At 40.0% G+C, this 23470-nt stretch carries 18 protein-coding genes and 1 CRISPR repeat array; of the genes, 16 read left to right on the top strand and 2 right to left on the bottom strand.

Going from position 1 to position 23470, the window contains the following annotated elements; genetic code table 11:
* Window positions 1-34: 34 nt before the first annotated feature.
* The 14 genes from E7T07_RS08105 to cas2 (E7T07_RS08040) all read left to right on the top strand — a co-directional run bounded on the left by E7T07_RS08105 (window position 35) and on the right by cas2 (E7T07_RS08040) (window position 14975).
* Window positions 35-2776 carry a YdbH family protein gene (locus tag E7T07_RS08105; protein WP_135710650.1) on the top strand — a complete coding sequence of 914 codons (2742 nt, stop codon included), beginning with the start codon at window positions 35-37 and terminating at the stop codon, window positions 2774-2776.
* A complete protein-coding gene (locus E7T07_RS08100; protein WP_135710649.1) occupies window positions 2773-2970 on the top strand; it encodes a YnbE family lipoprotein in 198 nt (65 codons plus the stop codon). The genes E7T07_RS08105 and E7T07_RS08100 overlap by 4 nt, the downstream gene beginning before the upstream one ends.
* Window positions 2971-3053: 83 nt before the next feature.
* Window positions 3054-5663 carry a type III-A CRISPR-associated protein Cas10/Csm1 gene (gene cas10 / locus E7T07_RS08095; protein WP_135710648.1) on the top strand — a complete coding sequence of 870 codons (2610 nt, stop codon included), beginning with the start codon at window positions 3054-3056 and terminating at the stop codon, window positions 5661-5663.
* A gap of 19 nt (window positions 5664-5682) precedes the next feature.
* Complete coding sequence (gene csm2, locus E7T07_RS08090) at window positions 5683-6093, top strand: type III-A CRISPR-associated protein Csm2 (RefSeq protein ID WP_135710647.1); 411 nt, start codon at window positions 5683-5685, stop codon at window positions 6091-6093.
* Window positions 6090-6791 (top strand): type III-A CRISPR-associated RAMP protein Csm3, encoded by a 702-nt coding sequence (gene csm3, locus E7T07_RS08085; RefSeq protein WP_246046184.1) that lies wholly within the window; start codon window positions 6090-6092, stop codon window positions 6789-6791. The genes csm2 and csm3 overlap by 4 nt, the downstream gene beginning before the upstream one ends.
* Window positions 6792-6799: 8 nt before the next feature.
* A complete protein-coding gene (gene csm4, locus E7T07_RS08080) occupies window positions 6800-7744 on the top strand; it encodes a type III-A CRISPR-associated RAMP protein Csm4 (protein WP_135710646.1) in 945 nt (314 codons plus the stop codon).
* A complete protein-coding gene (gene csm5 / locus E7T07_RS08075; protein WP_167874949.1) occupies window positions 7744-9273 on the top strand; it encodes a type III-A CRISPR-associated RAMP protein Csm5 in 1530 nt (509 codons plus the stop codon). Before csm4 ends, csm5 begins: the two co-directional genes overlap by 1 nt.
* On the top strand, window positions 9273-10193 hold the full coding sequence (gene cas6 / locus E7T07_RS08070; protein ID WP_135710644.1) for a CRISPR system precrRNA processing endoribonuclease RAMP protein Cas6: 921 nt from the start codon (window positions 9273-9275) through the stop codon (window positions 10191-10193). Before csm5 ends, cas6 begins: the two co-directional genes overlap by 1 nt.
* A 64-nt stretch (window positions 10194-10257) precedes the next feature.
* The gene (gene csx16, locus E7T07_RS08065; protein ID WP_135710643.1) at window positions 10258-10548 is read left to right on the top strand and encodes a CRISPR-associated protein Csx16; all 291 of its coding nucleotides are present in this window, start codon (window positions 10258-10260) and stop codon (window positions 10546-10548) included.
* Window positions 10549-10556: 8 nt separating this feature from the next.
* On the top strand, window positions 10557-11729 hold the full coding sequence (locus E7T07_RS08060; protein WP_135710642.1) for a Card1-like endonuclease domain-containing protein: 1173 nt from the start codon (window positions 10557-10559) through the stop codon (window positions 11727-11729).
* A complete protein-coding gene (gene csm6 / locus E7T07_RS08055; RefSeq protein WP_135710640.1) occupies window positions 11729-12862 on the top strand; it encodes a CRISPR-associated ring nuclease Csm6 in 1134 nt (377 codons plus the stop codon). Before E7T07_RS08060 ends, csm6 begins: the two co-directional genes overlap by 1 nt.
* Before the next feature lie 446 nt (window positions 12863-13308).
* A complete protein-coding gene (gene cas2, locus E7T07_RS08050) occupies window positions 13309-13593 on the top strand; it encodes a CRISPR-associated endonuclease Cas2 (protein WP_135710638.1) in 285 nt (94 codons plus the stop codon).
* Window positions 13594-13602: 9 nt separating this feature from the next.
* Window positions 13603-14676 (top strand): CRISPR-associated endonuclease Cas1, encoded by a 1074-nt coding sequence (gene cas1 / locus E7T07_RS08045; protein WP_135710636.1) that lies wholly within the window; start codon window positions 13603-13605, stop codon window positions 14674-14676.
* Between the two features lie 8 nt (window positions 14677-14684).
* Window positions 14685-14975, top strand: a complete 291-nt coding sequence (gene cas2 / locus E7T07_RS08040; protein WP_135710634.1) for a CRISPR-associated endonuclease Cas2 — start codon at window positions 14685-14687, stop codon at window positions 14973-14975.
* A 173-nt stretch (window positions 14976-15148) separates the two neighbouring features.
* Window positions 15149-16542: direct repeats of the CRISPR family, unit length 37 nt; unit sequence GTCGAAAGACCTTGCCCTGTATCAAAGGGATTGAAAC.
* 219 nt (window positions 16543-16761) lie between these two features.
* Here the strand turns inward: cas2 (E7T07_RS08040) and rlmB are convergent.
* Both rlmB and rnr read right to left on the bottom strand, forming a co-directional pair.
* Window positions 16762-17499, bottom strand: coding sequence for a 23S rRNA (guanosine(2251)-2'-O)-methyltransferase RlmB (gene rlmB / locus E7T07_RS08035; protein ID WP_135710632.1), 738 nt, complete (start codon window positions 17497-17499; stop codon window positions 16762-16764).
* Between the two features lie 15 nt (window positions 17500-17514).
* Window positions 17515-20007 (bottom strand): ribonuclease R, encoded by a 2493-nt coding sequence (gene rnr, locus E7T07_RS08030; protein ID WP_135710630.1) that lies wholly within the window; start codon window positions 20005-20007, stop codon window positions 17515-17517.
* 257 nt (window positions 20008-20264) lie between these two features.
* Here rnr and pnp point away from each other — a divergent pair, with 257 nt between their 5' ends.
* Both pnp and nlpI read left to right on the top strand, forming a co-directional pair.
* Window positions 20265-22388, top strand: coding sequence for a polyribonucleotide nucleotidyltransferase (pnp, locus tag E7T07_RS08025; RefSeq protein ID WP_135710628.1), 2124 nt, complete (start codon window positions 20265-20267; stop codon window positions 22386-22388).
* 85 nt (window positions 22389-22473) lie between these two features.
* Window positions 22474-23406 (top strand): lipoprotein NlpI, encoded by a 933-nt coding sequence (gene nlpI / locus E7T07_RS08020; protein WP_167874948.1) that lies wholly within the window; start codon window positions 22474-22476, stop codon window positions 23404-23406.
* Window positions 23407-23470: the final 64 nt, after the last annotated feature.

Here is a 23470-nt window from a genome sequence, read left to right as displayed (position 1 = left end):
GTCGTAATAGCAAGATTTTTTTCAGGTAAGATGTATGTGGAAGCGTTGGCTGTTAGGCTTGATTGGTGGTGGGATTTTATTCTTGGTCGCGTTAATTTTAACGCTTCCTTGGTGGTTTTCACCCAAACAGGCAGAACAGCTCGCTAACCGTTTTTTAGCCCCTGATTATTCTCTTCAGCTTGCAGACTCATGGCAACTTAAACTCACGGGTCTGCAACTGGCTCATCTTAAGCTTCAAACCCCAACTTGCCTCCTTGCGGATGCCGAGCAAGTAAAGCTAAATTGGTGGAATTTTAGACGCTTAAATATCGAAAATCTCACCCTAGATTATGGTTGTGTCACGCAATTACCGACCGATCCAAACTCGCAAAGTGCGGTAGATTTAACCGCACTTTTTGCCGCGTTGCCAATCAGCGAAGTGGATGTCTCGCATTTTCAGCTCAAAAACACGGCGAGTCTGACACAATCAAATTTACAACAATTATTGCAAGCTGATATTGCATTGAACGCCCAATATACAGGCGAAGCCTTACGATTTTCCGCTCAAGTCAAAGCAGAAAGTGCGGTGATTTTGCAACATCATTCTGAATTAACCCCGGCAAATGGATTATGGCGTTGGCAAGGGCAAACCGATTATCAACCCGAACCACAGAAAACCTATCATCTTACGTCTTCAATACAGCTGGAAAATAACCTATTAGCCTTGCCGCAACAAGGCTCTCTCGATGTTTCTTGGGATAATGCGGATTTTTCGGTGGCGAAAGGAACGGTAGGGTTAAGCTGGCAAGGTGAAAAAGGGCAAATCAGTGGGCAAGATCTTGTCCGTAATCAGCCCTTGTTAGATGTGCCTTTTACTTGGAATAACAAAGGGTTAGAAGTGACTTGGGGAACGCTTTACTGGACTTTTGACGGTTATCAACCGGTGAAAGCATTCTTGGGGCTGAATATTAAAAAGCCTGAACATCAGTGGCTTCCGCTGAATACGGATTTAAATATGATTTTTCAAACCTTTGGCGAATTTGGCAAAGGGGAAATTGTGATTTCAGGGCAAAACGGTGAAATTGGCGGTGGGGAACGCTTTGATCAACTGCATTTTGATCTTAAAACCCGCGGCGACTTACGCTATAACACGACTGTGGCGCAAACCAATTTGGAATATAAAGTACGCGGTACTTTTGCTGAGCCTTGGATGGTCTTTAGTCAAGGCGCGATTTTCAAAATGGATAATGTTCAATCGGAGACTAAACTTCATGTTCGTTTACCTTTGGATAACGTGGTTATCGGGCGTTATGGTTTAGAAGGGCGTTTACAAGCCACCTTACAGGGTTCAACACCGCAGTTTGAACAATTAGATCTCAAATTGGATGGATATGCCCACGAATTTATTGCCGGTGTCAAAACAGTCTTTGATTTACGTGATGAACGGCAAAATTTACGTTCTGCCGAACTGAAAGCCGCAAACCGTTGGGACTGGAATGTTAAAGGGAGTGCCATTTGGAAGGCATTGAAAACTAAGGTGAATCTCAACGGGCTAGGTTTTTGGGAAGCAGACCACATTGAGCTCACAAAACTGAATGCCAATTCGGGCGATGTTAATATTACAGAAGTCAAAATGTCGCCCCTTTTTCTCGAGTTAAAAGATCGTTTACGTTGGGATTACGAAAAAGAGAAAATCCGTGGTTTGTTACAAGCACAAACGGATTGGCTTGAATTTGCCTATGGTGGTCGCTTTGAGCATCCTATTTTTGGCGTGGGCATTGACGGCAAATCCATTGGGGATTTTAGTATAGCCGGCGAGCTGAAGGCAGGATTATTAGGGCCGTTGGAGATCTCAGGTCATTACCAAAAACAGGCGTTAACAGGAAAAATTGCATGGAAAGAGCAGTCTGCTAAAGTATTCCAATCCTTATTCCCACAGAAATGGGAATGGATCATTCATCGCGGCACTATCAAAGGAAAAACGGATTTTCTGATCGATGAAAATGGGGTGTTATTGGATGGTGAGTTGAAAGTGAAAAAGGGCGAAATCCAATTGCCCGATGGGGAAATCAAAGGATTAAATATTGATTTTCCATTGCATTATCAAGATCTTACTTTACAAGCCAAAGCACAAAAACCATTGAAGTTTTATATGGACAGTATTCGTCTTGGTGCACTTGAAATCCAACGCGCCAAAATGAACGCCTATGGTTATTATCCTAATTCATTGGCGAAACCCTTAATTCTCTCTCAAGTTCATTTGGATGTGTTTGATGGGGACGTCACCGTAGATAAGCTCAGCTTGCCACAACAACAATTGGCGGTGTTAAATCTAAAAAACATTGATTTATCCAAAGTACTTACCATGGCGCAATATAATCAAATTTATATGCAAGGACGTATTAACGCTACGTTGCCATTTCGGTTTAATCATAAAGCATGTTTAATTTGTCAGGGGACAATCACCCAAGCAGAAAAGCTCAATTTGAAATTAGATGATGAAGTTGTAAAAGGGCTCAAAGCCGGTGGTTGGACAGAAAGCATTTTAGTGGATGTGGTTAAAAATTTGGATTTAGAGACCTTTAACGCCAAATTAACGCTTTTGCCCACAGGCGAAATGGATCTTGCCGCGTCTATTAAAGGATATAACCCTGATAAGAAAACCTATAACCCCATTACATTGAATTATACGCACAAAGAAAATATGTTTGAGCTATGGAAAATGATAGACTATGGCTCGCAATTCGAACAAAACCTTGAATATCGACTTTACCAACAAGCGGAAAAAACGGAATGAAAAAATTTGCTAAAAAACAACCGCACTTTTTACTTTTTGCAGCCTTAGTAAGTCTATTTACGCTATCCGCCTGCACCCCCACCATTCAACTCGACACCCCAAAAGAAGGGATTACGATTAATATGAACGTGGTAGTGGATCACAAAATTAGCGTAAAGATGGATGAAAAATCGCAAGAAGTGATGGGGAAATAGTCGAGAATTACAAATTTGCATTTCTTCCTTTCCTTTTGAAATTTGCCTATAATCTTTTCAACTTATCACCAAAAGGAAGAACTATGTCATCATTACTTTTTGCATCTTGCCGTGTGGCGTTTGCGGCATTGGTTCACGATTTAGGGAAGTTTGCAGAGCGTGCCAAACTTCCGATTTCGCAGGATACGCTTGATGCCCACAAAACGCTTTATTGCCCTTTCAATCAAGAGGGGAATTATCATTCCCACGTTCACGCTGCTTATACTGGCTATGCCATTGACCAAATCGAGCCTTATTTACCACCGTTAATTGAGGGGGAACTTTATCCTTTCACTTCACGCCAACAAAATAAAGATAACAGCATTACCAACTCTCTTATCAATGCGGCAGCCGCCCATCATAAACCCGATACTTTTTTGCAATGGGTGATTGCGACTGCAGATCGTGTGGCTTCGGGTTTTGAGCGTGAAGAGTTTGATAAATACAACAAAGCCGAAGCGCCTAATCATTATCAAGCCCGTTTATTGACCTTATTTGAGCAGATCAAAATCAGTGAACGTGCGGGGGAAATTGAGAGCAATTCATTTGCTTTTCGCTATCCGCTTGCGCCCTTAAGCGCACAAACGATTTTCCCTGTGTCTCGTCATCAAGTCGAAACCGATAATAATGAAATCGCACAAAAAGCCTATTTAAAATTGTGGGAACAGTTTGTGCAAGGTTTGGCGGAAATGCCGGCATCGCACCGTAAAAAATGGGATATATGGCTCGATCATTTTGATACCGCCTACCAATGTTTTACCGGCAGTATTCCTTCTGCAACAGCGTTTGGCGTAAAACCGGAAGTTTCTTTGTATGATCACAGCAAAACAACGGCGGCATTAGCCACCGCACTTTGGCGTTGGCACGAAGAAAATCAGCAGACCGGGCAAGATCAAGCGGTGAAATTAGCAGATCGTTTTGCAAGTTGGGACGAACAGAAATTCTTGTTAATTCAAGGGGATTTTTTCGGGATTCAAGATTTTATTTTTTCCGGCGGTAGCGATAGCAATAAACAAGCGGCGAAATTATTGCGTGGACGCTCTTTCCAAGTTTCACTGTTTACCGAATTAGCCGCCTTGAAATTGTTGCAAGCCTGCGAATTACCAAGCACCAGCCAAATTATCAATGCAGCAGGTAAATTTTTGATTGTTGCGCCCAATACCGCCAAAATTAAAGCCACCGTTGCACAAGTACAAAATGAATTAAATCAATGGTTTGTTGAAAATACTTACGGCTTAGTCGGTTTAGGTTTAGCCGACAAAGAAGCCAGCTGTAATGATTTTATCGGCGATAAATTTAAAACGCTGATTAAAGGCTTATTTGAACAGTTGGAAGAGACCAAACTACAACGTTTAGATTTAACGGATAGCACGTTGTCGGTACAAAATATCAGTTATCCTTACGGGATATGCCGCCTAAACCGTTATTTCCCGGCGGAAACGGAATATCGTCCGGAAGATAAAAACAGCGGTTTATCCCGAATTTCTAAAGACCAAATTACCATTGGCGAGCAGTTGGTCAAGAAAAACCGTATTTTAATCTGTGCGTCAGCGGCGGAAATATTTAAAACCCACAAAACTGCCAGTTTGAGTTTACCGATTTTCGGCTACAACGTCATTTTTACGGAAAACGAAGCGGAAACCGGCAAATTTGGCGAGTTGGTCAATGCGCAGCAACTTTATCGCTGCTGGGATTTTTCTATTCCGAATAGTCTTGATCAATCCGTATGGAACGGCTATGCACGCCGTTATATTAACGGTTATGTGGCTAAATTTAGCCTTGCTGATGAATATACGTCTGATAAATATCAAAATGCAGATTTAGCGGAAATTGAAATCGATAAAATTAAAGCCTTTGATTTTATCGCTTGTGAAGATCGCCAATTAAACGGCGAAAAATACGAAGGTTCGGCGGCATTGATGACCTTAAAAGGCGATGTGGACAATTTAGGCACGATTTTCCAAACCGGCTTAAAAACGCCAACTTTTGCGAAAATGGCAGCACTTTCACGACAAATGAACCAATTTTTCAGTTTGTGGTTACCGACTTATTGCCAGCAACATAGCCCGAATATGTACACGGTGTTTGCCGGTGGTGATGATTTCTTTTTAATTGGGCCTTGGCAAGCAACGCAAAAAATGGCAGGCGAAATGCACGAAGAATTCCGCCACTATGTGGCTGAAAATGCGGATATTCATTTTTCTGCCGGAATGGTAATGAGTAAAGTCGGGTTACCGGTTCCTCGTTTAGGCGATTTAGCGGAAGATGCCCTTGAAAAGGCGAAAGGGATTGATGCAGGCAAAAATGCGGTAACCATTTTTAATAAAACGGTGAAATGGGAAAATTGGCAATCACTTTGCGATTTGGAAAATGAAATTCACCGCTTGGCAAAAGCATATCAAATTTCAACATCTTATTTGTATTCTTTAATTCGTTTGGCGGAACAAGCAGATAATTCAACGAATATTGAAAACACAATGTGGCGTAGCCGTTTTTATTATCGTACGGCACGTTATGTGGTGGATAAATTAAACCCTGAGCAACGTAATAATGCGTTAAAACAAATTACGATTTCACTAGGTGAAAATGGGATTGAAAAATACAAAGGTAATTTTGTTATTCCGTTATTTAACTATTTTTATTCAAAACGCTAATTAATATTAAGAGGTGAAAATGAGTATTCAAAATTTAATTAAATTTGGTGAACGAAAATCATCAGAAATTTTTTCTGAAATTGCCAAACAAGCCGCAGAAGAAATTAAATCTAATGCAAATGTCAATAAATCGACACAATTACGTAAATTTTATGATGAATTGGCAATGTGGAATGAACGAGTGCAATTAGCTCAGGCAGATAAATTAGCGAAATTTAATGAATTAGAGCCGTTTATCAAAATGTTAAAAGCAAAGGTGGCTTATGCCAAAGGGCGTAAACATATTGATGATAAGTTTATGGCGGTTTTTAATCAAACCATTGATGAAATTAAATGCCCACAAACATTAAAAGAAGCCAAATTATTTATGGAAGCCGTAATGGGTTATTGCAAATATTATGAAGAAAAATTAAATAAGGAACGTAAATGATGAAACTAACAAATATTATTGAAATTAACGCAAAATTAGTGTTAAAAACCGGTTTACATATTGGTACAGGCGATAGCGAAATGCATATTGGCGGTATTGATAATTCTGTAATTAAACACCCCATTACTCAATCGCCTTATATTCCCGGCTCAAGTTTAAAAGGCAAAATTCGTACATTATTAGAATGGCGTTCGGGAGCGGTAAAAAATGCACCACTTACCTTAAATGAGGCAAACGGACAAAATACCGAAGCAGTGAAAAATATTTTGCGTTTATTCGGCATTAGTGGCGACACCAAAAATGATAAAAGTGCGGTGGAAGAAATCGGTGTTTCTCGCCTTGCATTTTGGGATTGTGCTTTAAATCCAGAGTGGGAAAATGCCATTCGTGAAGATAACCAACTTTTAACGGAAGCCAAAAGCGAAAATACAATAGATAGAATTACATCTATGACTGTAAATGGTGGGGTTCGTCAAATGGAGCGTGTTCCGGCAGGTGCGGAATTTGACTTCAAATTAACCCTACGCCAATTTGAAGGCGACAGCGAAGAGTTATTAGAACTGATCTTAAAAGGCTTACGTTTACTGGAATTAGATAGCCTTGGCGGTTCAGGTTCTCGTGGTTATGGTAAAGTGGAATTTCAACAGCTCACCGTAGGCGGCAAAGCGCAATCCTTACCTGAAAACCCATTTGCATAGGGGGAAAAATGAACACCTATCGTTTTATGCTTTCGCCGCAAAGTGCTTTCGGCACGCCATTAGTGGGCGATAGTTTATTCGGGCAGCTTTGCTGGGCGATTGTTAATCGTTTTGGCGAAACACGCTTGAATGAGTTGCTTGATGGCTATGTTGAACAACGCCCGTTTATGGTGGTATCTGATTGTTTTCCAAAGGGTTATTTACCTTTGCCGACAATCCCTTCTCGCTTTTGGCAAACAAATGAAAGCCACAAAGCTGATCGTAAAAAATTGAAAAAAATCCAATGGATTAAATGGGAAGACGCTCAAAAAAGTGCGGTCGAATTTTGGCAAGAAAAAGCGATTGCATCAAATTTCAAATTTGAAAAAGAGAGCCAAGATCAATATCACAACACCATCGATCGTGCCAGTGGGACGACAGGCGAAGGGGCTTTTGCACCTTACGCCACCGAGTTGACTTGGTTTAACCGCACGCAACAGTTTGATCTTTATATTGTATTAGATGAAAGTCGTTTTTCTCTTGCGGATCTACAGCTGATTTTAAATGACGTCGGACATTTCGGTTTTGGGCGTGATGCCTCTATTGGTTTAGGCAAATTTACCGTTGCAAAAGAAGTGCAAGCGGTTGAATTTAAACAAGAAAATGCAAATTGCTATTTCACCTTAGCCAACGCAGCCCCACAAGGCTTAGGCTTAAACAAAGACAATAGTTACTACCAAATTACTACCCGATTTGGACGGCACGGCGATATTCAGGCACTGAGTTCAAGCCCATTTAAAAAGCCGATTATTTTAGCTAAGTCCGCAGCAATTTTTACGCCAAATGAGTATAAAGTGCAGTCATTTTTGGGCAATGGTTTAACACAGATATCAACTACTCAAACCAACGCTGTTCATCAAGGTTATGCACCGGTATTTAATTTATGTGTGGATTTCACTAAGGACGAAAAATAATGAAATTTATGCAAACTCACAAAGTCTATTTAACCCCAATTAGCCCTATTCATATCGGCTGTGGGGAAGATTTCGAGCCAACGAATTATGTAATTGATGAAAATGTTTTATATCATTTTGATCCGGTAAATTTAAAGCTAAATGAACAACAACGGATTGATTTATTAAATCGAGCAAACAACTTAGATTTATTAGCTATTCAACGTTTCTTTTTAAAGAATAAAGAGCAAGCGGTCTCTTTTGCGAATTATTTTGCGGATGTTGTAAGCGGATTGGCTAATGACTATAAAAATAAAATAGGTAAAGTCGCACAACGTGAAAATGATGGTAATAAAGTCATCAATAATTTATTTATTGAACGAACAGCCTATTTACCTTTAAAACATTTACCTTATATTCCGGGAAGCAGTTTTAAAGGTGCTTTGGCAACCGCTTTACTTAATTATGAACATAAGAAACGAAATTATCCGAAAGTACGTAAAGAAGATAGCAAAAAATTGGTTCAATTCTATCTTGGTGAATTCGCTGAAAGCCGTTTACGCACGGTTAAATTTGGTGATTTTATTCCGGTTAAACCGGCACATTCAAAAATCTTTTATAGTTTAAACTTTAAAAAAGTTCCTACTCAAAAAGGCGGAAAAGGAAAAGGCAAAGGCATTACATTAAGACGTGAATGTATTTTGGCAGGACAATATCGCACCTTTCAAAGTGAATTAACTTTATGGGAAGGGGAAAATCTTTCGGTTAAAAGCTATTTTCAGCTTTTAAATGATTACCATAAAGCCATTTTTGCCGCTGAATGTGGAATGCTTTTTCAGCGTAAATTAGTTTCCAAAGAATGGGTTTCAGGCGTATTGAAATTAATTGAAACTAATAAAGTTGCGCTCGTTCGATTGGGTAAAAATGGTGCAGATAGTAAAGTTTATCAAGGCGATGTAGCGCAAATTAAAATTATGAAAGGGAAGGGGGAAAAGCCGGATTTTCGTTCTAGTGCGACCACGGTATGGCTTGCTGCGGGGCAAGAAAGTCAATCTTCCGATTTACTGCCTTTGGGCTGGGCAATTCTTGAAGTCGACCCTACGGAAGACAATGAGCTGTTAAAACAATGGTGTGAAGCGCAACCTAAACCACAATTTGATCGTGCTGCATTGATTGCCAAAAGACAAGCGCAAAAAGATGAAGTTGAAGCCCAAAAACAAGCCAAATTAGCCGAAGAAAAAGCCAAAGCGGAAATACTTAACTCACTTTCAGATAATCAGCGATTAGTGGAAGAAAAATTAGCTCAATGGGCGGTACAAGAGAAAAAACCATTTACGGCTTCGCCGATATTTAGTGAAGCGAAAAAATTATTGGAAGAAGCGCAACAATGGGATAAAGCGGATCGTCAATATCTTTATGAAAAAATTGATCCGACAGAATCCAATAAAGGATTACAAAAATATGTTGATGGTTTAAGTGGATTTAATAATTTAAAAGCTAAATCTGCAGTGGAATTTAAAAAACTACGCAATAAATTGGTGGTAGAATAATGCAAAATTCACTTCCCATCGCTCGTTATCAATTTACATTTAAAGTGAGCGAGCCGATTATTTTACCCGAATATGCAGGCTCGACTTTGCGTGGTGCTTTCGGACGAGCATTACGCAAAATTGCCTGTATGACAAAACAAGCGGATTGCAAAGGCTGTCCGCTTTATCGAACGTGCCCTTATACCAATATTTTTGAAACGCCTGCGCCTGAAACTCATCAAATTCAACAATTTAGCCAAGTACCGAATGGTTATATTATTGAACCACCTGAATGGGGTGCAAAAGAATATCAAAAAGGCGATATTATCCATTTTAATTTAGTGTTATTTGGGCGTTTAGTTTCGCAATTGTCTTTAATTGCTTTTGCGTTTAAACGTGCCTTTGAATATAACATCGCAGGCGGAAAAGGCGAATTAGTGGATATTGCATTTTTTTCACAAAATCAGACCGCTTGCCAATCTATTTTTGAGCAAGGAAATATTCTTGATCATCAAGCAGAAATCCTTATTCCCACCGATTTACCTAATAAAATGGAATTAGAAATTTTAACGCCACTGCGTTTACAAGATAACGGCAAACCATTAAAACCCAATGAAATTAATTTAAACCGTTTTTTAATTAGTTTGGCAAAACGTATTTCATTATTAAGTGAATTTCATCATCAACCGCTTAATTTAGATTTTGATTATTTAATTTCATTATTGCCACAAGTTGAAGATCAAAAACAATTAAAATGGCAAGATTGGACAAGATATTCTTCTCGCCAACAACAAAAAATGAAATTAGGCGGTGTAATTGGAAAATGGGAATTTCATAATGTTCCGAATGAATGGGCAAAATTGCTTTATATTGGGCAATGGCTACATAATGGCAAAAATGCCACTTTCGGTTTGGGGAAATATCAGATTACAAATTTGTAATTTAATCTCAAATTAAAAAATATCGTTTAAACTTACCGCACTTTTTATCAGAATAAGGAAAAATATGGCGGTCTGGTTTATTTCAAGACATCAAGGTGCAATTGATTGGATTAAGCAACAATCTATTCATATTGATCGTTTTGAAAGCCACTTAGATGTTAATTTAATCCAAGCGGAAGATACCGTTATTGGTACGCTTCCTATTCATCTTGCGGCAGAAGTTTGTCAAAAGGGAGCAAAATTTTATTTTTTATCAATTAACGTACGCCCGGAACAACGCGGCACAGAATTAACACAAGCACAACTTGTAGAACAAGGCTGTGCATTGCAAGAATTTTATATTGAAAAATGTTAGGAGTCATTATGCAAAAATATGATATTCACGTTTGTTTGGTTTCAGGACAAGCTGCACCAAATTTATTACCTATTTTAGATACGGAATTTAAGCCGAAAGAAATTGTATTGATTGTGTCAAATAAAATGAAAGAAAAAGCCAATAATTTGGCTGAAATTTACAAAAAGAACAATATTAAAGTGATACAAAAAATGTTGAGTGATGAATTTAATTTTTCAACAATGGAACAAGAAATTTATGCTATTGCAGAAGAATATCTTGATAAAAATGTCGCTTTAAATGTTACGGGTGGCACAAAATTAATTGCGATTGCAGCTCAAAATGCTTTCCAAACGGCTGGAAACCCTATTTTTTATGTAGATACAGATGAGAATCGTATTATCTTTATTTCTAAAGATGAACAAGGACACTGGATTGAAGATAAAATGTTACAAACCAATGTTAATCTTAGTGATTATTTTGGTTCTTATGGTTTCCAAACATTCTGCCATTCGCAATCTGACATTAAAGAAGAATGGTTAGATATTCCAAAGTTACTTATACAGTATTACGATCGTTACGCTAATGTTATTCCACTTTTAAATAAATATGCCTCTTTAGCGGAAAAACAAGGTTTAAAAGTGGAGATTTCTAAAGAAGATCAGCGAATTAATTTACTTGATGATGTATTGGCTGAATTTGATGATAAATATGATTTGATTGAATATAGAAATAATCAAATTAATTTCAAAAATCAAGATGTTCGTTTCTTTCTTAATGGTGGTTGGTTAGAAGATTATACTTTCAATCTTCTAAAGGATATTAAGCAGATTGATGATATTGGTTGTAATATTGAAGTGGCTAATCTTCATTATAAGCAAGAAAAAAGCGATTTCTCTAAAAATAATCAGGGGAATAAAAACGAGTTTGATATTGTTTTTATGGCTAAAAATAAATTACATATTATTGAGTGTAAAACACAAAAGCTGGATAAATCCGGTGGCGTGAAAGCAGAAGATATTCTGTATAAATTAGAAACCTTAAAAGATTATGGTGGATTATTCACCAAAAAATGTTTAATTAGCTATTGTTCTCTTCCTGAAGCTATTTTAAATCGTGCCAAATCGCTCAATATTAAAATTATCCAAGGAAAAGATTTATTACGTTTAAAATCACTGATTCAAGACTGGATTGCACGCTAATGAACACTTATAACAAACGCATTTTACTCTCTGTAACAGGAATGTCGCCAGCAGTTGTGACTGAAACCCTTTATGCTCTTGTAACAGAAAAAGGATTTATTCCTACAGAAATTCGAGTTATTACCACATTACAAGGTAAAAATAAATTACTCGATGTTTTATTACGCCGTGGCGCATTGGCGGAATTTATTGCAGATTATGGCGAAAAATATGGTTTTTCACATATTCATTTTGATGAAAGTTGTATTGAAGTGATTAACGATACAAGCGGTGAAAAATTATCGGATATTCGCACACCTGAAGAAAATGATTTAGCGGCAAACCAAATCGTCAAACTTGTCGGACAGCTTTGCCAAGATGAACATTCGGCAATTCACGTCTCTATTGCCGGCGGTCGCAAAACAATGGGATTTTTCTTAGGCTATGCGCTTTCCCTTTATGGACGTAAGCAAGATAGCCTATCCCACGTTTTGGTTTCGGCAGAATTTGAAAATGTGCGAGATTTTTATTATCCGAAACCTTACCCTTGTGAAATATTCAATGATAAGGGCGTGGCTTTGGACGCTTCGCAAGGCAAAGTGATGCTGGCGGAAATTCCTTGGGTTCGGTTGGGGTTGGGGATTCCGGCAGATCTGCTTAATAATCAGATTTCCTATAGCCAGTCGGTCAATAATGCACAACAAATTTTAGAAAGCCCAAACATTTCTTTTATCGGCAGAATTGTGGATAGAAAAGTAAAATTGGGGGAGCATATGGTGAAATTTGCGCCACGAGGTTATACCTTTTTGCTTGCACTAGTGATATCCAAAGAACAACAATGGAAATTTGACTATAACAAGCAAGAAGCAAAAATCATTGAGCTTTACCTGCAAATCTACGAATTAGTGAAAGGAAACGATCTTAGTATGCAGGATCGTTTAACCGGTAAATATTATGAATTGGATATTCTTAAGAAAGTGTTGTCAGAGTCGGCACACGATATTAATGAAAAGGTACGCAAAGCCTTTTCCTTAGGTAAATCTGTGAAAGTACCCTATATTCCTTCCGCTAAAAATGGTTGTTATGAATTGATGATTGAAAGTGCAGATATTGATTTTTCTGCTATTCAATCTGAAATTCAACACCTTCTTTAATCTTTTCTATACAGGCGGTAGTTTTTTACCGCTTTAGCCTGATAACAAAGTTTATTCATTCAGTGTTTATTGGGGCTAATGTAATTAGCCCCTACAGCCGTTTTATATTAAGATATTTTGATAACTAAAATATTTCAAATCGATTAAAAAATTTGAAGTGGTAATTTTTTACCGCTTTTTACAAATTTGTAATTTTAAATATGCGTTGATACTTAATTTATTATACTCCCATTCTTAGAGAGAATTTGAAAATTTATTCTAAATAAGTTAATTAGAATATTTTACCACCTTAAATTTTAATCTAATCCATCAGTGAAAATTTTATCAAAATTATTACAAAGGAGAGTAAAAATGGGCGATATTTTAGAAGAAATCCAACAAATCATTTTTGCACATTGTAGTAATGATGAGCCGTATCTCTATGATCTCTTTAGGGAGGCTGAAGAATGGACACTACCCGAACTCGATATCTCATTGCTTATGATATAGCCGACAGCAAACGGCTTTATCGCATTCATAAGCAAGTGGAGGCTTATGCCATTGGCGGGCAGAAATCCTTTTATGAGTGTTGGCTAACGCCACACGAATTGGCAAAATTGAAGGAAAAAATGACCGCACTTATGGAAAATAGCGAAGATCGTATTTTTATTTATCAACTCCATCAAGACACAGAAGTCGAATTATTCGGCAAAGCAACATTACAATCCACGCAACCTTTTTTATTGATATAGGAGGGCATTATGTCTAGCTTATATATTGATCGCAAAGGCACGGAAATTAAAATGAGTGGTGATACCTTGGTTTGTTATGAAAATGAAGAACGGATCGGTACCATTCCTCTTGCGCCGATTGAGCGAATTTATTTGAAAGGCGATGTGAAATTACAGGCTTCGCTATTGGCTAAATTGGGAGAAAGAAATATTGGGATTATTTGCCTTTCAGGTCGTAAAAATATACCAACGTTGTTTATGTCGCAACCACACAATGACGCAGAACGCCGCCTCTCACAATATGAACTCTCAAACAATGAAGCGTTCTGCCTTGCTTTTGCCAAAAAACTGATCACGCTCAAACTTGTTACACAGAAAAATTGGCTGTGGCAAGCTTCCAATGCAAGACTAGATAAAAAAATCTTGCTTGTGCCAAAGGCAGAAGAGTTAGAAGGGCTCATCGGTAAGATTGAGCAACAGACAAATTTGGCATCTTTACGTGGTATTGAAGGCAGGGCGGCAAATGTTTATTTTACTGCGTTAAGCCTTTACCTTCCGCCTGCATTACGGTTTGCGGGTCGAAACCGCCGTCCGCCACGAGATCCGTTTAATGCGGTAATGTCATTAAGTTATACGTTGTTACATTCGGAAGCTGTTTTAACCGCCTATGGTGCAGGTTTGGATCCTTATATCGGTTTTCTTCATAGTTTAGATTATGGGCGTGAGTCGCTGGCTTGTGATTTAATTGAGCCAATTCGACCGCTTGTGGATAACTGGTTGTTGAGTTGTTTTCGTCAAAATATTTTGCGTGAAGAGCATTTTAACACCACGCAAGAAGGCTGCTTACTTGGTAAAGCAGGGCGCATTCATTTCTATCAAGAATATGAACGTGTCATTGCTAATTGGCGCAAAATGCTAACGGAAAATTGTTATGATTTGGTGCAATTGTTTAAGACTTGCCAATTGGATTGTTCGCCACAACGCCGTGCCAGCCAGCTTTCGCCAGCCAGTTTGTTGCAATATGAGCAAAACTGGAAACGCTTGTTGGAGAACTATTATTTTAATCAGCGCACAATGTTGAGTAATTATGAATTTTATTTTTAGGAGGCATTATGCATTTTTTAGTAGGTTATGATATTAGTGATGAAAAACGGTTGCAAAGAATTCACAAGGTAATGGCTAAGCACGCTACGCCTATTCAATACAGTATTTTTTTATTTGAGGGGGAGCGTAAGGGATTACAAGCCTGTATTGATGATGTAATGCGTTTTTTTCATAAAAAAGAGGATGATTTGCGTGTTTATCCGCTTCCTTCCAATGGTAAGCAATGGCAGCTAGGGAAAGCGGTTTTGCCCGAAGGGGTTATTTGGACAGCGTTGCCGTTAAATACGCAGGTTGTCTAATTACGCTCGAAAAGTGCGGTGTTTTTTGTTAAAATATCGCTGTTTTTGACAAGTGGAAGGAATAAAGTTGATGATTTTTCAATCAATTCAACAGCTAACTCTTCGGCTTCTCAGAAATTTTGGGAAGCCGTTGTTTAACTTATTGAAATGTAAGAAAAATAATCCCTTCCGCAGTCGAAAGACCTTGCCCTGTATCAAAGGGATTGAAACAGAATACCATTCTAGCTAATTGTAAAGGCTCAAACTGTCGAAAGACCTTGCCCTGTATCAAAGGGATTGAAACTGCTCAACCGCATCAGATAAGATCTGAAATATTTTGTCGAAAGACCTTGCCCTGTATCAAAGGGATTGAAACGGATTTTTTCCGCTCGCATTTGTAAAAACGTTTTTTGTCGAAAGACCTTGCCCTGTATCAAAGGGATTGAAACACCGTAACCATTGAAATATACATTATCCCCCCAAGTCGAAAGACCTTGCCCTGTATCAAAGGGATTGAAACGTTATCAAGTTTGCGATTTTGATGTTTATCTCCATCTGTCGAAAGACCTTGCCCTGTATCAAAGGGATTGAAACGTTAGCTCGGATCTTGACTCCTCCGTTGTAAAAACGTCGAAAGACCTTGCCCTGTATCAAAGGGATTGAAACTTTATGCTCCTATTTGTAGTTAAACCATCAAAGCGTCGAAAGACCTTGCCCTGTATCAAAGGGATTGAAACGCCATATACGATCCAACGTAAACGCCCACGCTCCGGTCGAAAGACCTTGCCCTGTATCAAAGGGATTGAAACTATCTCTGTTTTTGACTCATCTGTTGTGAAGATGTCGAAAGACCTTGCCCTGTATCAAAGGGATTGAAACGTCCCCCGCGTAACTACTGTATTCGTTCCATAGCGTCGAAAGACCTTGCCCTGTATCAAAGGGATTGAAACGCTTCAAATTGAATATATTGCTTATCGTTCATAGGTCGAAAGACCTTGCCCTGTATCAAAGGGATTGAAACAGCATTCAGGCTGCGGATTTTTTCGGCGCGCATTTGGTCGAAAGACCTTGCCCTGTATCAAAGGGATTGAAACAGATGAAGTCAAACCGGTTACAAAAAACATTAAGCCGTCGAAAGACCTTGCCCTGTATCAAAGGGATTGAAACATATGGTCTAAAAATTGGGCATTAAGGTGGATTGTCGAAAGACCTTGCCCTGTATCAAAGGGATTGAAACCCTTTTTTCTTCGCGCAGTTGTAAAAATGTTTTGTCGAAAGACCTTGCCCTGTATCAAAGGGATTGAAACCCATAATAAACGCGTGACCTGTACTCACACCAGTCGAAAGACCTTGCCCTGTATCAAAGGGATTGAAACTCATCTAACGTTCCGTTGTCGCTCTCTTGGCAGTGTCGAAAGACCTTGCCCTGTATCAAAGGGATTGAAACGGTGAAAGCCCACACACCCAAGCAAGCTAACAGTCGAAAGACCTTGCCCTGTATCAAAGGGATTGAAACACTCTTCACGTTTTTTATATTCACTTTGTGTTGATGTCGAAAGACCTTGCCCTGCTTCAAAGGGATTGAAACGTTGAATACTAGATGAGATTGAACCAACAGTATTAGTCGAAAGACCTAAACTACATTATTGGTGATCGAGTCCATTAAAACTAATATGCCAAAATAACGCCCAAAGAAAGTCGTATCCATAACAAGGTGTAATAGACAAATTTGTTTACAGCCTTATTTGTTTAGCGTTTATCCAGGCGCTGAGTGCGGTCATTTTGACCGCACTTTTCATTCCCCAATTTACCCCAATCTTTGACGCACAATTTCAAACAAACACACCCCTGTTGCTACGGAGACGTTTAATGATGACACGGAGCCGGCCATTGGGATGCTGATTAATTGATCGCAACATTCGCGGGTTAAGCGGCGCATACCGTCACCTTCCGCGCCCATGACCAACGCTAGCGCACCGGTGAGTTTGGTTTGGTAAATGGTTTCGGTGGCTTCGCCTGCGGTTCCCACTACCCAAATATTATGGCTTTGCTGAATATCACGTAATGTACGAGCCAAATTAGTAACGCGAATTAAGGGCACAACTTCTGCTGCGCCACAAGCTACTTTGCGCGCAATTGAAGTGAGTTGTGCGGATTTGTCTTTTGGCACAATAACCGCATCCACACCCGCTGCATCCGCCGTACGTAAACAAGCCCCAAGATTATGGGGATCGGTCACGCCGTCAAGTACCAACAAAAATGGATTTTGTTTATTGGCAAGAATAACATCCAAATCGTTTTCATTGAGTTCTTTCGCAGGCTGCACGCGCGCAATCACCCCTTGATGAACTTCGCCGTTGGCTTTGTTATCCAAGGTTTGGCGATTAAGAAATTGCACAGCGATGCCTAAATGGTGTAACTCGTTAAGTAAGGGTTGTAACCGTTTGTCTTCACGCCCTTTGAGCACAAAGACTTCGATAATACGTTCAGGCGTTCGTTCTAAAAAGGATTTTACGGCATGAATACCGTAGATATTTTCGGACATTTTGTTTCCTTTAATTTATTTTTTTCTTGATTTATTGGGTTTCTTGGCTTTGTCTGAAACTTTCGATTTTTTCACCGCACTTTTTTGTTTTTTCAATTTGCCTTTGTTTTTAGGCGCTGAAAGTGCGGTGGTTTTTGCGGCAATTTTAGCTTTGGTTTTTGCGGTTTTTCCCACTCGGCGCGGTGTGCGTTTGCTTGAAATTAAGCTGAAATCCACTTGGCGTTGATCTAGGTTAGCCGCTTCAACTCGTACGCGTACTCTGTCGCCAAGACGGTAAATCATGCCTGAATTTTCGCCAATTAAGCGTTGTCCCGCCGCATCATATTGGTAGTAGTCATTATCTAAGGTGGACACATGAACAAGCCCATCAATAAAGAGATCGTCTAATCGGACAAATAAGCCAAACCCCGTGACTGACGAAATGACGCCATCAAATTCATCGCCAATATGATCCTGCATAAATTCGCATTTCAGCCAATCCGCTACTTCGCGTGTGGCATCATCCGCACGCCGTTCCGTCATGGAGCAATGATCGCCTAATTCGTCCATTTCATCAAGGCTATAATGATAACCGCCTGTTTCGGTGGTTTTGCGTTTGGAGCCTTTGCCTTTGGCAAGTAAATATTTGATCCCTCGGTGTAAGGTTAAGTCAGGATAACGGCGAATTGGCGAGGTAAAGTGGGCGTATTCTTCCAATGCCAAGCCAAAATGCCCGATATTATCCGCATTGTAAACCGCTTGACTTAAACTGCGCAGCAGCATCGTTTGGATAAGTTCATGGTCAGAGCGTTCCTTCACTTGCACCAATAATTTGGCGTAATCCGCCGTGGTGGGTTTCATTCCCCCTTCAAGAGTTAATCCCAACTCACTTAAAAAGGCACGAAAGGCGGTTAATTTTTCTTCACTCGGGCCGGCGTGAATACGATAAAGTGCAGGCTCTTGATGACGTTCCATAAAGTTTGCGGCAGCAATGTTGGCTAAAATCATACATTCTTCAATGATTTTATGGGCGTCATTACGTTCAACAGGTTCGATACGTTCAATGCGTCCCAATTCATTGAAAATAAATTTACTTTCAATGGTTTCAAAATCAATGGCACCGCGCTGATGACGCGCCGCCAGCAAGGATTTATACATGGCATGCAATTCTTCCAAATGAGGGACTAAACCGGCGTAACGCTGACGTAATGCTTCATCGCCATCCAAAATTTTTGCCACTTTGGTATAAGTTAAACGCGCATGCGAGTTCATCACCGCTTCATAAAATTCATAACTTTTCAGTTGACCTTTATTTGAAAGCTGCATTTCACAGACCATACAGAGACGATCCACTTGTGGATTGAGCGAACAAAGTCCATTGGACAAAATTTCCGGCAACATAGGGATCACGCGATTTGGGAAATAGACCGAGTTACCACGATTGCGCGCTTCTGCGTCTAAAGCAGAACGTAGGCGAACATAATAGCTCACATCCGCAATGGCGACCCATAAACGCCAGCCATTTTTTTCTTTGCGACAATGGACGGCGTCATCAAAATCGCGCGCATCTTCGCCGTCAATGGTCACGAGCGGTAAATCGCGTAAATCTACGCGCCCTTGTTTCGCTTCTTCAGGCACTTCTTCGCTGAATTTTTTTACCGCTTTTTCTACTGCGGGTGGAAATTGATGGGGAATATCGTGGTTGCGAATCGCAATTTCCACTTCCATGCCTTTTGCCATATTGTCGCCGAGAATTTCAATAATATCGCCTACCGGCGCGCTGAAACTGGCGGTACGTGGGCGTAATGCGACTACAACGACTTGTCCCATACGCGCGCCCATACGGCTTTCGTTTGGCACCAAAATATCGCGTCCAATTCGGCTGTCATCAGGTACCACATAACCAATGCTGTCTTCTAAGAAAAACCGTCCAACGATTTCTTTTTTACGGCTTTCTAACACACGAACAATGCGCACTTCTTGACGGCCGCGGCGGTCAAAGCCACTTTTTTGTGCCAACACAAAATCACCGTGCATGACCCGTTGCATCTGGGTGTTGGGAATAAACAAATCTTTTTCGTTGCGGCTATTTTCTAGTTGTAAAAAACCGTAGCCGTCATGATGCCCAATCACCGTCCCTTTTAATAAATCTAACTTTTCGGGCAGGGCGTAACATTGGCGTTTAGTAAAAACTAACTGACCGTCATTTTCCATTGCGCGCAAGCGGCGGCGTATGCCTTCCGCGCGTTCTTCATCTTGAATACCAAAAATATCGAGCAAGTCATCGCGTTTCATGGGCTGATTTTGCTCGCGAATGACTTGCAAAATAAATTCACGACTTGGAATAGGATTTTCGTATTTCGCTTGTTCTTGTAGATAGTTCGGATCGAGATGAATAGGATCTAAAAGTGCGGTTGTTTTTTTGCGTGTTTTAGTTGTCGTTTTCTTTGTCGATGATGTTTTTTTCGTTGTTATTTTCTTTGTTGTTTTAGTTGTTTTAGTTGTTTTAGTTGTTGTTTTACGCACCATAGCGTTTCTCCCTTGAATTTAAATAGGGTTATTGCGAGCAAGTTTAATACTTGGTTTCAGAAAGAACAAGCAATTTGCAAATAAAGTTACCAATCCCGCCAAAAGGCGAGTATAATACGGCAGTTTTATTTTCCGTTTTAGCGTGCGGCTATCAAAAATGATTTTACGCCGTCAAACCAAGATTGTTTTTGCTAGTCGCAATTTGGAAAATGAAACTTATTATTGAATTAAAAAGTTTATTTAAAAGGAACAACAGAGTGAATCCAATTGTAAAACAATTTAAATATGGTCAACATACAGTGACCTTAGAAACCGGCGCAATCGCGCGTCAGGCAACGGCTGCTGTTATGGCAAGCATGGATGACACAACGGTTTTCGTGACTGTTGTGGCGAAAAAAGACGTTAAAGAAGGTCAAGACTTTTTCCCATTAACGGTGGATTATCAAGAACGTACTTATGCCGCGGGTAAAATTCCCGGTGGCTTCTTTAAACGTGAAGGTCGTCCTTCTGAAGGTGAAACCTTAATCGCTCGTTTAATCGACCGTCCAATCCGTCCTTTATTCCCTGAAGGCTTCTTAAACGAAATCCAAATTATTGCAACCGTTGTGTCGGTTAATCCACAAATCAGTCCTGATTTAGTGGCAATGATCGGTGCTTCAGCCGCTCTTTCATTGTCAGGCGTGCCATTCAATGGTCCAATCGGTGCAGCGCGCGTTGGTTTTATCAATGATCAATTTGTGCTAAACCCAACCATGGCGGAACAAAAACACAGCCGTTTAGATTTAGTGGTGGCTGGGACAGACAAAGCCGTATTAATGGTTGAATCTGAAGCAGACATTTTAACAGAAGAACAAATGTTAGCCGCTGTAGTATTTGGTCATCAGCAACAACAAGTGGTGGTGGAAGCCATTAAAGAATTTGCCGCAGAAGCAGGCAAACCACGTTGGGACTGGGTTGCACCGGAACCGGATACAGCATTAATCAACCAAGTGAAAGCCATTGCTGAAAGCCGTTTAGGTGATGCTTATCGTATCACTGAAAAACAAGTGCGTTATGAGCAAATTGACGCTATTAAAGCGGATGTGATTGCGCAAATTACGGCACAAAACGAAGAAGTGAGCGAAGGCAAAATTATTGATATTTTCACCGCACTTGAAAGTCAAATCGTACGCGGTCGTATTATCGCAGGCGAACCACGTATTGATGGTCGTACTGTGGATACCGTTCGTGCTTTAGATATTTGCACAGGCGTATTACCACGTACTCACGGTTCTGCGATTTTCACGCGTGGTGAGACACAAGCGTTAGCAGTTGCAACTTTAGGTACGGAACGTGATGCGCAAATTCTTGATGAATTAACAGGCGAACGTCAAGATACTTTCTTATTCCATTACAACTTCCCTCCATATTCTGTAGGTGAAACAGGTCGTATTGGTTCGCCAAAACGCCGCGAAATCGGTCACGGTCGTTTAGCAAAACGCGGTGTTGCAGCCGTAATGCCAACCTTAGCGGAATTCCCATACGTTGTTCGCGTGGTGTCTGAAATTACTGAGTCAAATGGTTCATCATCAATGGCGTCAGTTTGTGGTGCATCTCTTGCCTTAATGGATGCCGGTGTGCCAATCAAAGCGGCCGTTGCGGGTATCGCAATGGGTCTGGTGAAAGAAGATGAAAAATTTGTTGTTCTTTCAGATATCTTAGGTGATGAAGATCACTTAGGCGATATGGACTTCAAAGTAGCGGGTACGCGTACCGGCGTGACTGCGCTTCAAATGGACATCAAAATTGAAGGGATTACCCCTGAAATTATGCAAATCGCATTAAATCAAGCGAAAAGCGCGCGTATGCACATTTTAGGTGTCATGGAACAAGCGATTCCTGCACCACGTGCGGAAATTTCTGAATATGCACCGCGTATTTACACCATGAAGATCGATCCGAAGAAAATTAAAGACGTGATCGGTAAAGGTGGTGCAACGATTCGTGCATTAACAGAAGAAACCGCTACGTCAATTGATATCGATGACGATGGTACAGTGAAAATTGCGGCAGTTGATGCTAACTCCGCACGTGCAGTGATGGCGCGTATTGAAGAAATCACTGCGGAAGTGGAAGCGGGCGTGGTTTACCAAGGTAAAGTGACACGTTTAGCGGATTTCGGTGCTTTCGTTTCTATTCTTGGCGGTAAAGAAGGCTTAGTCCATATTTCTCAAATCGCAGAAGAACGCGTTGAGAAAGTGACTGATTACCTTCAAGTGGGTCAAGAAGTGACCGTGAAAGTGGTTGAAATCGATCGTCAAGGTCGTATTCGTTTAACCATGAAAGACTTGAGTACTACTGCGGAAGCTCCGGCAGCAGAAGCCGTTGTTGATCAAGAATAATTCATAAAGAATCGACCGCACTTTGAGATTGAAAGTGCGGTCGTCATTTCTGTTATTCCTAAGGCAAATTTTAATGATACAGATAATGCGTTGGTTCAAATTTGGGATACTCTTTCCAAGTTTATGCCTTGCTTTGCTCTCGGGTTGTGTAAGCAATTCAACAGGGATTTTTGTGTCTAAAAATAGCATTGTGCTGGCGGAACAACATCCTAACGTGCATTTTGAACAGGAAGTGATGATTGCACGAATCAGCCAAATGCTGATTGTAGGGCAATTGTCAGCAGCAGAACGCGCGGATTTACATTTCGAGCGCGGTGTGCTTTATGACAGTTTGGGGCTTTGGGCATTAGCGCGTTACGACTTTACCCAAGCACTTGCGCTGCAACCACAAATGGTGGCAGTGTATAATTATTTAGGTTTATATTCGTTATTAGATGAAGATTTTGACGGTGCCGTAGATGCTTTTAACGTGGTGCTTGAACTTGATCCTAACTATGAATACACCTATTTAAACCGTGGTTTAGATTTCCATTACACGGGACGTTATAGCTTAGCGAATCAGGATTTTCTGCACTTCTACGAAGCAGATAAAGCCGATCCTTATCGCGTTTTATGGTTATATTTCAACGACTTGAAATTTAAGCCGAAAGAGGCAAAACAAAATTTAGTACAAAGATCGGAAACGCTTTCTACTGAATATTGGGGAACCTTCATTGTTCAATATTATTTGGGCAAACTTTCCGTACAAGATTTATTAGACAAAGCGAAAGTCTTTGTTGATCCGAATTCTCCACAATATGCGGAAATTCTAACGGAAACCTATTTTTATCTCGCAAAACAAAAACTCAATATGGGCAATATGAACGAAGCAGAAGTGCTGTTCAAATTAGCCGTAGCAAATCAGGTGTATAATTTCGTTGAGTATCGTTTTGCATTGTTTGAGTTAGAGCGTTTAAAAGATAAAACCCCTAACACTCAAACCGAACGAGCCGTGGTGCAAAAACTAGATAGACTGTAAAGTGCGGTCGATTTTGTTTATGTTTTACCACAATATGTTATACACGAGAGCCTTGTGCTTTCCT

It is taken from the genome of Actinobacillus porcinus (assembly GCF_901764995.1).
Taxonomy (GTDB): Bacteria; Pseudomonadota; Gammaproteobacteria; order Enterobacterales; family Pasteurellaceae; genus Exercitatus; species Exercitatus porcinus.
The sequence above is the reverse complement of the archived record's forward strand: the minus strand, read 5'-3'. Positions and strand labels throughout refer to the sequence as shown.

Bases quoted from the DNA above. Each gene is read 5' to 3' on its own strand.
- E7T07_RS08105 (WP_135710650.1), top strand. From the start codon at position 35: ATGTGGAAGCGTTGGCTGTTAGGCTTGATTGGTGGTGGGATTTTATTC.
- E7T07_RS08100 (WP_135710649.1), top strand. From the start codon at position 2,773: ATGAAAAAATTTGCTAAAAAACAACCGCACTTTTTACTTTTTGCAGCC.
- cas10 (WP_135710648.1), top strand. From the start codon at position 3,054: ATGTCATCATTACTTTTTGCATCTTGCCGTGTGGCGTTTGCGGCATTG.
- csm2 (WP_135710647.1), top strand. From the start codon at position 5,683: ATGAGTATTCAAAATTTAATTAAATTTGGTGAACGAAAATCATCAGAA.
- csm3 (WP_246046184.1), top strand. From the start codon at position 6,090: ATGATGAAACTAACAAATATTATTGAAATTAACGCAAAATTAGTGTTA.
- csm4 (WP_135710646.1), top strand. From the start codon at position 6,800: ATGAACACCTATCGTTTTATGCTTTCGCCGCAAAGTGCTTTCGGCACG.
- csm5 (WP_167874949.1), top strand. From the start codon at position 7,744: ATGAAATTTATGCAAACTCACAAAGTCTATTTAACCCCAATTAGCCCT.
- cas6 (WP_135710644.1), top strand. From the start codon at position 9,273: ATGCAAAATTCACTTCCCATCGCTCGTTATCAATTTACATTTAAAGTG.
- csx16 (WP_135710643.1), top strand. From the start codon at position 10,258: ATGGCGGTCTGGTTTATTTCAAGACATCAAGGTGCAATTGATTGGATT.
- E7T07_RS08060 (WP_135710642.1), top strand. From the start codon at position 10,557: ATGCAAAAATATGATATTCACGTTTGTTTGGTTTCAGGACAAGCTGCA.
- csm6 (WP_135710640.1), top strand. From the start codon at position 11,729: ATGAACACTTATAACAAACGCATTTTACTCTCTGTAACAGGAATGTCG.
- cas2 (WP_135710638.1), top strand. From the start codon at position 13,309: ATGGACACTACCCGAACTCGATATCTCATTGCTTATGATATAGCCGAC.
- cas1 (WP_135710636.1), top strand. From the start codon at position 13,603: ATGTCTAGCTTATATATTGATCGCAAAGGCACGGAAATTAAAATGAGT.
- cas2 (WP_135710634.1), top strand. From the start codon at position 14,685: ATGCATTTTTTAGTAGGTTATGATATTAGTGATGAAAAACGGTTGCAA.
- rlmB (WP_135710632.1), bottom strand. From the start codon at position 17,499: ATGTCCGAAAATATCTACGGTATTCATGCCGTAAAATCCTTTTTAGAA.
- rnr (WP_135710630.1), bottom strand. From the start codon at position 20,007: ATGGTGCGTAAAACAACAACTAAAACAACTAAAACAACTAAAACAACA.
- nlpI (WP_167874948.1), top strand. From the start codon at position 22,474: ATGCGTTGGTTCAAATTTGGGATACTCTTTCCAAGTTTATGCCTTGCT.